We start from the raw sequence: 10,122 nt of genomic DNA, 5'->3' as shown, positions 1-10,122 counted from the left end.
TCGATCCAGAGACGAACAAGTTCCTGCATATACGGCTGTTTACGACCACTACGACCGTATTAACACAGCAGTTTCTGCGGGAGCTGCAGGAGAAACACGACGTCTCCGACGCCGTGTTTCTCGTCGATTACGCTCAGCATCTAGCGACAGCACTCCGCCGAGCAGGGCTCCGATTTCAGACGGTTCGTCATGGAAATCGGAATGCTGTTGAACGTATATTTAGAGAAGTAAAACGACGTACTTCTTCGTTTAGTAATAGTTTCAGCAACGTGCAGCCGACGACGGCAGAAACATGGCTGCAAGCCTTCGCCGTCTGGTGGAATTCGCTTAACTAAACACGATGATGGAAGGGGTAGATTCATACATGTTCATCGATAGCAAGCAGCATATGGGAATCGAGGAGATTATCGACGCCGCTGAGACGGTTGGCGATTGTGACGAACAGCGGCGCAAGGCGTTTCGCGATGAGTTCGAGGCGTACGAAGCCGGAGAGAGTGACAGCTTCCCGGAGACGCGGGCCGCCATCGCCGACGAGCGGGACGCTCTCAAGGCACTTGAAGCAGAGATTGAGGCTGAGACGGGAAACATCCACGAACTGGCCGAGGAGTCAGCGTTCCTGAGCGTCGACCAGGCAGTACGCCACCGCGACCAAACCGTCGAAAAACTTGCGGCCCACAACGAGCGTCTCCAAGAGTTCCACGAGGCGATGACCGCGGCCCTTGACGCTGTTGAAACGAACCTAGATAGTCTCGAAGCTGGGAGGCCTGACGCGATCGAAGCCAATCCCGAGCCCCACTTTGAACGCGCGCGCGAGGCGCTTGAGGCCCACAACGATGCAGTTGAGGGCCTGGGAAATAACCTCACCATCCTGAACGCGTATCTTCTCTAAATGTATAAGTACGGCTTCGTTTTGCTATTGCGCCTTTATCCGCGTTTGGTGCCCCCTCCATAGTTGGGGTATCACTATATGTGGAGGTAACGGTGAAAGATAGTGTGCATGGCTACCAATAGACGAGAGTTCATGCGGAAGATGGGTGCTGCCGGCGCAGCGGTCGGCAGCGTGAGCATTGCTGGCTGTTCCGATCAGACCAATCCTGACGGTGGTGGCGAGGGAACCGGCACGGGAAGTAAGAACGTGGAGAGCGACCTGCCCGAAGAGCGCAAAATCGGGGAAAAAGTCCACGTCAGCAACACTGAGCGCTACTACGCCGCACGGTACCAGGCGAACGCGCTGGTCGACAAGACGTTCCGCGATGAGCTGGGTGTTCCGGTCCAGACCAAGCCTGTGGAGATTACCGTGCTGGTCAGCCGGGAACAGGAGGGTGACTTCCACCTTGTCACGTACAATTGGACGGCGAGCAACGGTGACCCGGACGGCATCATCTACGACCGGTTCCACAAGAACGGCTCGCTGAATTACTACGGCTTCAACAACCAGCGCTACAACGAATTGGCAGCTGGTCAACGACGGGAGACCGACGAGGACGCTCGTCAGGAAATGGTGCATGAGGCCCAGAAGATCCTGGGTGAGCAGCGCCCAGAGAACCAGTACCTGTACAACGTCACCCCGTACGCGTTCAATAGCGACGCCATCGACCCGGATTCAATCGTGGTGAACGACAAGGGGCTGCGAAACATCTGGAACTACACCCAGATGGAACCGACCAACGAGAACGGTCGGGTGGTGGTGACGAACAACTGGGATCCGAGTGACCAGCTCAACCCCCTCCACCTCAACGCCATTGGCCCGAGCCGGAACTGGACGCCGACCCGGTTCATGCATGACTTCCTGTTCCGTCCCGATCCTGACCTCCAGATGACGCCGTGGGCGGCGAAAGAGTACGAGTACACTGACGGCACTACCCTCGACGTGACGATGAAGGAGGGGATGACATTCCACGACGGTGAGTCGGTCACCGCCGACGACGTGGTGTACACGTTCAACCTCATCATGGAGACCGAACCGCCGGCGTACATCAACAACGTCGTTCAGACGACCGAGAGTGTCGAGAAGACTGGCGAACTCGGCGTCCGGTTCAACCTGACCGAGGCGTACGCACCATACATCGCGCTTACGCTGGGAATGGTCCCCATCCTCCCCGAGCACGTCTGGGAGCAGCGCATCAGCGAGACGGGCAATGAGGAGGCCCCCTGGAAGGTCCCCGTCAACGACGACATGCCGATCGTCGGCAGCGGCCCGTTCGAATATGGGACGTGGGATCAGGCCTCTCGATTCAGAATGCCGGCGTTCAAGGAGCACGCGTTTGCGGCCCCTAACATCGACGCGCGTGTCCAGAATCCGCTCTCGACCCGCGACGCCGAAATGGAGGCGATGATCCAAGGCGACTACATCCTGCTTGACTACTGGTTCGGCAGCCCGCGTCAGCTGAGCAACACAGTTGACGAGCAGGATCACCTCTCGATGGTGCAGAACTCCGGCCAGGGTCGGCAGGCAACTTGGGTCAATATGGAGCGCCCACCGTTCGACGACGTGGCGTTCCGGCAAGCGACCAACGCGCTCATCACCGGGGTCCAGCCAACCATTATCGAGGAGCTGTATGACGGCTTCGGTAACGAGGCTATCTCGCCGATTAACCCGACGCTGAAGTTCTGGCATAACCCGGACACGCCATACTTCGAGAACGGCGTTGAGGGTGCCATCACCATCCTCAACGATGCCGGCTACGCTTGGAACGAGGACGGCGAACTCCACTATCCCGAAGGGAAGACTGGCGAGTGAACCGGCCGTCCTGCTAGCGAATCCTTTCCACATTCACGAAATCAATGGTCAACAAACGTTACCTGGCGCGTCGCTTCCTCTTGATGGTCATCTCGATTTTCACCGTGGCCACCATCCTGTTCTTCCTGTTCCGGATGGTTCCGGGTGGCCCAATGTCGGCCATCATGAGCCCACGGATGACCGAGGCAGCCCGCCAACGGGTTATCGAGAATTTCGGTCTCAACGAACCGCTCTGGAAACAATACCTGCTGTACATGTGGCAACTGCTCCACCTCAACCTCGGCCAGTCGTTCTACTACGGCCAGACAGTGAAGACGCTCATTCTCGACCGGTTCTACAACACGATGGCGTTGATGCTCACTGCGTTTCTCATCTCCTACACGGTGGGCATATATCTCGGCGCCCAACTAGGGTGGATACGGGGAACATCCAAGGAGCGTGCGGGCATGCTAGTCGTACTTCTGGTACGCTCGACACCAGTGTTCTGGACCGGGATGATCGTGCTCTACGTCTTCGCGTTCAAGCTTAATCTCTTCCCGCTTGGGGGAATGCGGGGCGTCGGCGCCCAGTACAGTGGCCCCGTCTCGAAATTCCTCAGCGTGGATTTCCTATATCATCTCGTTTTACCGGTGTTCACGTTGTGTACATATTACACCGGACTGCCGCTGTTGTTGATGCGCAACAACCTGCTGGAGGTACTCTCCGAGGACTACATCGACACTGCCCGCGCGAAGGGGTTGACGAACAGACGGATCCTGTTCCGGCACGCTGCCCGCAACGCAGTGTTGCCCGTGGTGACGGCGTTTGCCATCGCCATCGGCTTCGCCGTTGGCGGGCAGGTATTAATCGAGACGGTGTTCTCGTGGCCAGGGCTGGGTCGCGAGATGGTGAAGGCGTCGCTGCGCAGCGACTACCCAGTTGCCCAGGGGGCGTTCCTGCTGCTCTCGACAATCGTCATCTCGATGAATTTCTTCGCGGACCTGGCGTACACGTACCTGGATCCGCGGGTTAGACTGGGGGGCACCTGAGATGAGCGGCGAAACCTCCTCTTCGGTGGCCCACAGCGAGGGCGAACCTAGCCAGGGGTGGCGGCGGTTCTTCGAGAACCTCCGCAACTCAGCGCGCGAGCAAGCGCACATTTTCGCGCAATCCCGCATGGCTGTGGCCGGGCTGGTCATCTTGATTTTCTATGTGGTCATCGCTCTGATCTCACCCTACATCGTTCCATACGGGCCATACGAGAGAATCTACACAGACGCCGGCGGCTGGGCGAAACTCCAACCACCGAGTCTCGCTCACCCGCTCGGGACGACCGAGTCGGCCTACGACGTGCTCTCTCAACTACTGCTGGGGGCGCGCATCGCCATGTTCGTCGGGCTGCTCGGCGCGTTCATGGTAGCCATCATCGGAACGACCGTCGGTCTCGTCGCCGGCTACTACGGCGGCTGGGTCGACGAGATTGTGATGCGTATCGTGGACGTTCTCTACGGGCTGCCGTTCATCCCGTTTGTCATCGTCTTGGTGACAGTTCTGGGCGCAAGTGTCTGGAACATCATTCTCGGCATCTCGTTATTGTACTGGCTTTCGACCGCTCGGGTGGTTCGTTCGGAGGTGTTGACCGTCCGCGAGCGGCCGTATGTCGAGGCGGCCGAGGCCGCAGGCGCGAGTGACTTCCGCATCATGGCGGTTCATATCCTCCCGAACGTCATCCCGCTCGCGGCGCTGTACGCCGCCATCGCGGTCGGCTACTCCATCGTCGCGCAGGCGAGCATTGCCTTCCTCGGCTTCGGCGACCCGACCATCCCCTCTTGGGGCGTGATGCTCCAGCGAGCGTTCGTCACGCAGTCGTTCGGCACGGCTTGGTGGTGGGTGTTCCCGCCGGGGCTCTCGATCACGATGGTCGTGACCGGGGCGTATCTGGTCGGCCGCGGTTACGAGGAGGTCGTCAACCCGCAGCTACAGGAGAAATAAATGAAACAGGCAAACGCGAACTTCGATTTCGACGACGACGCACCGCTGCTTGAGGCCGAGGGGCTGACAGTGAGCTACAGCACGAGCGAGGGCGAGCTGATCGCTGTCGACGACGTCAGCTTCACCGTCCAGGAGGACGAGATCTTCGGCCTCGTGGGTGAATCGGGCTGTGGCAAAAGCACGGTCGCCCAGGCGGTCCTGGGCCTATTACCTACCAACGGTGCGGTGCCATCGGGCTCCATCCGCTTCCGCGGGATTGAGCTGACCGAGCTGGAGAAACGCGAGCTTGACGCGCTACGCTGGGAGAACCTCGCGCTCATCAGTCAGGGCGCGATGAACGCGCTCAATCCGGTCCAACGCATCTCGACCCAGATTGTGGAGGCCATCCAGGCCCACCGCGACGTCTCGACCGACGAGGCCCGAGAGCGAACTGCCGAGTTGTTCGAGACCGTCGGGCTCGACCCCGAGCGCATGGACGATTACCCTCATCAGTTCTCCGGAGGGATGAAACAGCGCGCATACATCGCGATGTCGCTGGCGCTCGATCCGGACTTAATCATCGCCGACGAGCCCACGACCGCCCTGGACGTCATTGTACAGGATCAGATCTTGAAGCGGTTGAAGGAGTTGCGCGACGAGCTGGGCATTTCGGTGATCATAATCTCCCACGACATTAGTGTGATCGCGGAGACGTGCAACAGGCTCGGCGTGATGTACTCCGGGAAGCTGATGGAGTACGGAAACCTGAAGGACATATTCGAGAACCCGTACAACCCCTATACCCTCGGGTTGCAGAACGCGTTCCCGACGCTGCGGGGCGAGCAATCCGACCTTATCAGCATCCCGGGAAGTCCGCCGGACATCGCTGACCTCCCCGAGGGCTGTCGGTTCATGGAACGCTGCCCGTTCGCGACTGCGGAGTGTGGCGGGGAGCACCCGCCGCTCGAATCGGTCGGCGACGACCACGCTTCGGCGTGCTACCGCCATGACATCGTCGACGAGATGCGCCGCGAGGCCGGAGATCGCGAGACGTGGGCGCGGCTGCGTTCTGAGGTCGTCGCCACTGGAGGTGCCGGCGATGAGTGAACACGATGCCGAGCCCGAATCGGAGTCTGAGTTCCTGATGGAGTGCTCGGGGTTGAAGAAGTACTTCGAGGCCCAGGAGGGGCTGATCGACAGCCTATTAGGTAAGGATCAGAAGGTGCGCGCCGTCGACGGCATCGATTTGCAAATCGAGCGGGGGGAGATCGTCGGCTTGGCCGGCGAATCCGGCTGCGGGAAGACCACCGCCGGCAAGACGCTGATCCGCCTGCTCGAGCCCACCGGCGGCACCATCCGGTTCCGCGGCGAGGACGTCACCGACATCTCCGGCGAGGAGCTCCAGCGATTCCGCCGGGACGTCCAGATCATCTTCCAGGACCCCTTCGAGAGCCTCAACCCGCGGATGAAGGTGTACGACGCGGTCGTCGAGCCGCTGAAGATCCACGGCATCGGCGACGGCAACGAGCGCTACGAGCGGGTGATCGAGGCGCTCGAGCGCGCCGAACTCGAGCCCGTCGAGAGTTACCTCGAGAGCTACCCCCACCAGCTCTCCGGCGGCGAGAAACAGCGCGTGGCCATCGCCCGCGCGCTGGTGCTCGAACCGAAGTTCCTGCTGGCCGACGAGCCGGTGTCGATGCTCGACGTCTCCATCCGCGCGGGCGTGCTGAACCTGCTCCAGCGGTTGAACGAGGAGATGGACCTGACCATCCTCTTCATCAGCCACGACCTCTCGCTGCTGCGGCAGGTCTGTGACCGCATCGGCATCATGTATCTCGGGCGCATTATCGAGTCGGGGCGGACCGAGTCGGTCATCCAGACGCCGACTCACCCCTACGCGAAGGCGCTGCTCGGCGCTGCACCCGAACCGGACCCGTTCCGCGAGCGCGAGCACGTCGAGATCCGGGGCTCCATCCCCGACCCGATCAACCTCCCCGACGGCTGCCGGTTCAAGGACCGCTGTCCCGAGCGGGAGGCCATCTGTGACCACGTCGACCCGAAGCTCGAGCCCATCGACGCCGCCGAGGGGTTCGAAGCCGACGAGAAGGAGGTGGCGTGTCACCCCTACTACGGGCCCGAGACCACCGAGGCCTACGAGGAGCAGCTCCGGGCGATGGAGTCGATTCCCCAGAACGTGAAGGAGAACCCCCACGAGCGGGTGCAGCCCGAGGAGGGAGCCGACACCGACGACGGCACCGACGTCCCCGCCGAGTAGATGAGCGAGACGAGTCAGGGGCTCGACCGCGGCGTCGACCTCGCCAGCCGGCGGGTCAGGATGCCCCTGACCGTCCTGCTGGTCGGCGTCGTCGCCGGCTGCTGGGTCGGCTACGTGCTCGTCCACCCCGTCTCCTCGCTGCCGCTGCCGCGGTTCACCGTCGTCGGGGTCGTCGTCCTGGGTATCTACATCGACATGGCCGCCGAGCAGATGGGAGAGCGGCTGTTCGGCGTCGTCGCCGCCGGGTTCATCAGCTACGTCGTCGGGTTCGTTGTCTACGCGTTCCCGGCGCTGATGGGCTGGTACGCCGACCCGGTCGTCCGGCGGGCCATCTACTTCCGGGGGCTGCGCGAGGTGTTCATCTTCGCGCTCCTGGCCGCGACGCTGCTGCTCGTGGGGACGTTCGTGAGCTACATCCTGCGGAACACGTACGCGGAGATCACGCGGTAGCGGGTCGGGTTGGCGTCCTCTGGCTGTGCTACCGGGAACGCCCCTGATTCCTCGAAAATCCCCAACCGCGGATGCGGTCGGCGCGAAACGGGCGCGCCTCCGTGCGCGGCCCGAGCGCGAGGGATGAGCGACTGAACGGAGTGAAGGAGTGAATCGGGTGGGGAGGCGTGTGGCCCCGATGCTGTGCGGTGGGTGGGACTTTGAAAGGGGCTGCCCGCTCGGCTCCCCGAGCGGGTAGGGGCTTTCAGGAGTGTTGCTGCCCTCTTCTTCCGACTTAGTGTCTCCCTTCTAAAACCGGGGGAACCGGGCTTTCAGGTCCTCTCGAACCCAAAACCGTGTTCCGAAAGACGAACCCGCCCTACTCCCAGTCGGGATACTCCTCGGCGGCCATCTCGTCGAGCGGGAACTGCGGCCGCGGGATGTGATCGAAGTCGAAGTTCCGCGGGTCCATCGAGACCAGGCCGATACTGTTTATCGGGATGACCTCGCAGCTCATCGGCTCGTAGTCCGCGCGGAAGTGGTTCGTGCTCTTGACCACCAGCGTATCGAGTCGCTCGGGCTGAATGCCCACGTGGCGCCAGATCTCGGCGTCTAGGGGCTGCATCCGGTTCTCCGTCAAGATGACGCTCACGCCGTCTTCGTGGCCGCACTGGAGGTGGACCGCCCGGCCGAGGTGGTTCTCGCTGCCCGTCCCCATCGGCCCGGTGTTCTCGAACTCGCCGTCGGTGATGGCCTTCACGTAGCCGTCGACGCCCTCGATGGGATCGCCGTGCATGTCGTCGGTCTTCCCGCCGACGTCAACGGTCACGCGCTCGCCCACGCCCGCCTCGACGCACTGCTCCACGACGTCGGGGTCGCGCATGATGGCGAAGCCGGCGTTCGTCAATTCCTGGTCCAGCATCTCGCGCAGCACCGTCGTCCCGTCGGCCGCGCCCCCACCGCCGGGGTTGTCGCCCACGTCGGCCATCACGACCGGGCCGTCCTCCGTGGCGCCGTCGGCGACGATCTCCTTCGCACGGCTGACCGCCTCCGGCGGTTCGGGATAGTCGCCGATGAAGTCCTCACGGCGCTCCCAGATATGGGCCGCGAGTTCGCGGGAGGCCTCTCGGGCGGCGTCCTCGTTCGTGGCGACGACGGGCACCGAGAAGTTCATCGAGGGCACGTCCGCCTGGTGGAACGCCGGGAAGACGTTCACCTTCACGACGTCGTCGCGCTCCTCGTACTCCCGGGCGGTGTCCATCACCTCCGCCATCGGCCCCTCGCGCGTGTTCTGCTTCGGCCCCATCGCCAGCACCGGCGGGCGCTCGATGTGCATCGCCGGCTCGAGGCCGTCGCGCATCATCCGTGTGAGCACCCGCATCGCCCGCCGACCGGTGTCGCCCGTGTCGGTGTGGGGGTACTCCTCGTAGGCGATCAGCGTGTCGGCCTGCTCGACCAGCTCGTCGGAGATGTTGCCGTGGAGGTCCAGCGTCACCGCGATGGGGACGTCCGGGCCGACCCGCTCGCGGACCTTCCGCACCAGCGGGCCCTCGCCGTCGGTCATCCCCTCCGGCACCATCGCGCCGTGGAGACAGAGCGCCACGCCGTCGAGGTCGTCGCTTTTCGCCTCCACGCCTTCGAGGATCTTCCCCGTGTAGAAGTCGTAGGCGTCGGCGGCGACGACGCCGCTGGGGGTCGCCGAGGCCGAGACCGTGTAATGGAGGTCGACTCCCTCGTCTTCGGCGACGTCCATGACCCCGCCCTCGCAGGTGTTCGTGCCCCGCATCTTCTCGGGGATCTCGTCGCCGAAGTACTCGCGGCGCTCCTGGAAGAGCGGCCGGCCGGTCGTCCCCTTCGCGAACGTGTTCGTCTCGTGGGAGAACCCACCGAGTACGACTGTCTCGTCAGCCATGAGGCGCCCTTTCACTCGGTTACTGTTAAAGCAGGAACCTATCATGGACAGGGGTTCACGCACCGCGCAGGTGAACAGGGGTTCTCACACCACATAGCGGTGTGTCAGCACAGAACCCGCGGCGGGGAGCCGCCAGCGAACCCGCCATGAGAGGGGGCAGCCTTACCGTGTTCCGGCCGCGGATAGTGGTATGAACGCACACCACACAGCACGAACCACAACCGAGGCCAGCGCCGACCGGGAGTACGAACGATGACCGCCGACCTGGCCCTGGAGAACGCTCGCATCGTGGATGGAACGGGCGCGCCGTGGTTCCGCGGGAGCGTCGCGGTCGCCGATGGGCAGATTCAGCGCGTCGTCCGCGACGACGCCGACCTCGACGCGGAATCGACCGTCGACGTCGACGGCGACGTGGTCTGTCCGGGGTTCGTCGACACGCACTCGCACTCGGATCTCGAGCTGTTCGCGGACGCGACGCTCGCGCCCAAGCTCCGCCAGGGCATCACGACCGAAATTCTGGGCCAGGACGGCTTCTCGATGGCCCCCATGCACCGCGAGGGCGGCGCTGAGGAGTGGGCTCAGCACCTCTCTGGCCTGGCCGGCGACGTGGACGTGGACTGGACGTGGGGGGACACCGACGCCTACCTCGAGGCCGTCGAGGCCAACGGCATCGCCTCGAACGTGGCCACGCTCGTGGGCCACGGGACGGTGCGGTTCAACGTCCTGGGAATGGCCGACTGTGAGCCCACCGACGACGAGCTCGCGGAGATGGCCGAGCTGGTCGACGATGCTCTCGACGCCGGTGCGGTCGGCTTC

General features: G+C 63.0%; 9 protein-coding genes and 1 pseudogene. 9 read left to right on the top strand and 1 reads right to left on the bottom strand.

The window, feature by feature from the left end; translation table 11 throughout:
- From BMZ83_RS15655 to BMZ83_RS15620, 8 genes and pseudogenes are all read left to right on the top strand, one after another.
- A pseudogene (locus tag BMZ83_RS15655) lies at positions 1 to 335 on the top strand (IS6 family transposase); the annotation flags it as partial.
- Between the two features lie 53 nt (positions 336 to 388).
- The gene (locus BMZ83_RS15650; protein ID WP_143077023.1) at positions 389 to 889 is read left to right on the top strand and encodes a hypothetical protein; all 501 of its coding nucleotides are present in this window, start codon (positions 389 to 391) and stop codon (positions 887 to 889) included.
- Between the two features lie 108 nt (positions 890 to 997).
- The gene (locus BMZ83_RS15645) at positions 998 to 2,740 is read left to right on the top strand and encodes an ABC transporter substrate-binding protein (RefSeq protein WP_074880865.1); all 1,743 of its coding nucleotides are present in this window, start codon (positions 998 to 1,000) and stop codon (positions 2,738 to 2,740) included.
- Positions 2,741 to 2,784: 44 nt separating this feature from the next.
- Positions 2,785 to 3,768, top strand: coding sequence for an ABC transporter permease (locus BMZ83_RS15640; protein ID WP_074880863.1), 984 nt, complete (start codon positions 2,785 to 2,787; stop codon positions 3,766 to 3,768).
- Between the two features lies 1 nt (position 3,769).
- A complete protein-coding gene (locus tag BMZ83_RS15635) occupies positions 3,770 to 4,711 on the top strand; it encodes an ABC transporter permease (protein WP_074880860.1) in 942 nt (313 codons plus the stop codon).
- Positions 4,712 to 5,797 (top strand): ABC transporter ATP-binding protein, encoded by a 1,086-nt coding sequence (locus tag BMZ83_RS15630; protein WP_074880857.1) that lies wholly within the window; start codon positions 4,712 to 4,714, stop codon positions 5,795 to 5,797.
- Positions 5,790 to 6,965 (top strand): ABC transporter ATP-binding protein, encoded by a 1,176-nt coding sequence (locus BMZ83_RS15625; protein WP_074880853.1) that lies wholly within the window; start codon positions 5,790 to 5,792, stop codon positions 6,963 to 6,965. Before BMZ83_RS15630 ends, BMZ83_RS15625 begins: the two co-directional genes overlap by 8 nt.
- The gene (locus BMZ83_RS15620) at positions 6,966 to 7,415 is read left to right on the top strand and encodes a hypothetical protein (RefSeq protein ID WP_074880850.1); all 450 of its coding nucleotides are present in this window, start codon (positions 6,966 to 6,968) and stop codon (positions 7,413 to 7,415) included.
- A gap of 358 nt (positions 7,416 to 7,773) precedes the next feature.
- Here the strand turns inward: BMZ83_RS15620 and BMZ83_RS15615 are convergent, their stop codons facing one another.
- Positions 7,774 to 9,306: a M81 family metallopeptidase gene (locus BMZ83_RS15615; RefSeq protein ID WP_074880847.1), complete on the bottom strand. Its 1,533-nt coding sequence runs from the start codon at positions 9,304 to 9,306 to the stop codon at positions 7,774 to 7,776.
- A gap of 252 nt (positions 9,307 to 9,558) precedes the next feature.
- Here BMZ83_RS15615 and BMZ83_RS15610 point away from each other — a divergent pair.
- Positions 9,559 to 10,122 (top strand): amidohydrolase family protein (locus BMZ83_RS15610; protein ID WP_143077022.1); only part of this gene is annotated, 564 nt, incomplete at its 3' end.

The sequence above is a fragment of the Halolamina pelagica genome, assembly GCF_900115675.1.
Lineage (GTDB): Archaea > Halobacteriota > Halobacteria > Halobacteriales > Haloferacaceae > Halolamina > Halolamina pelagica.
The sequence above is the reverse complement of the archived record's forward strand: the minus strand, read 5'-3'. Positions and strand labels throughout refer to the sequence as shown.

Excerpts from the sequence above, each read along its gene's own strand:
- BMZ83_RS15650 (WP_143077023.1), top strand. The coding sequence starts at position 389 with ATGGGAATCGAGGAGATTATCGACGCCGCTGAGACGGTTGGCGATTGT.
- BMZ83_RS15645 (WP_074880865.1), top strand. The coding sequence starts at position 998 with ATGGCTACCAATAGACGAGAGTTCATGCGGAAGATGGGTGCTGCCGGC.
- BMZ83_RS15640 (WP_074880863.1), top strand. The coding sequence starts at position 2,785 with ATGGTCAACAAACGTTACCTGGCGCGTCGCTTCCTCTTGATGGTCATC.
- BMZ83_RS15635 (WP_074880860.1), top strand. The coding sequence starts at position 3,770 with ATGAGCGGCGAAACCTCCTCTTCGGTGGCCCACAGCGAGGGCGAACCT.
- BMZ83_RS15630 (WP_074880857.1), top strand. The coding sequence starts at position 4,712 with ATGAAACAGGCAAACGCGAACTTCGATTTCGACGACGACGCACCGCTG.
- BMZ83_RS15625 (WP_074880853.1), top strand. The coding sequence starts at position 5,790 with ATGAGTGAACACGATGCCGAGCCCGAATCGGAGTCTGAGTTCCTGATG.
- BMZ83_RS15620 (WP_074880850.1), top strand. The coding sequence starts at position 6,966 with ATGAGCGAGACGAGTCAGGGGCTCGACCGCGGCGTCGACCTCGCCAGC.
- BMZ83_RS15615 (WP_074880847.1), bottom strand. The coding sequence starts at position 9,306 with ATGGCTGACGAGACAGTCGTACTCGGTGGGTTCTCCCACGAGACGAAC.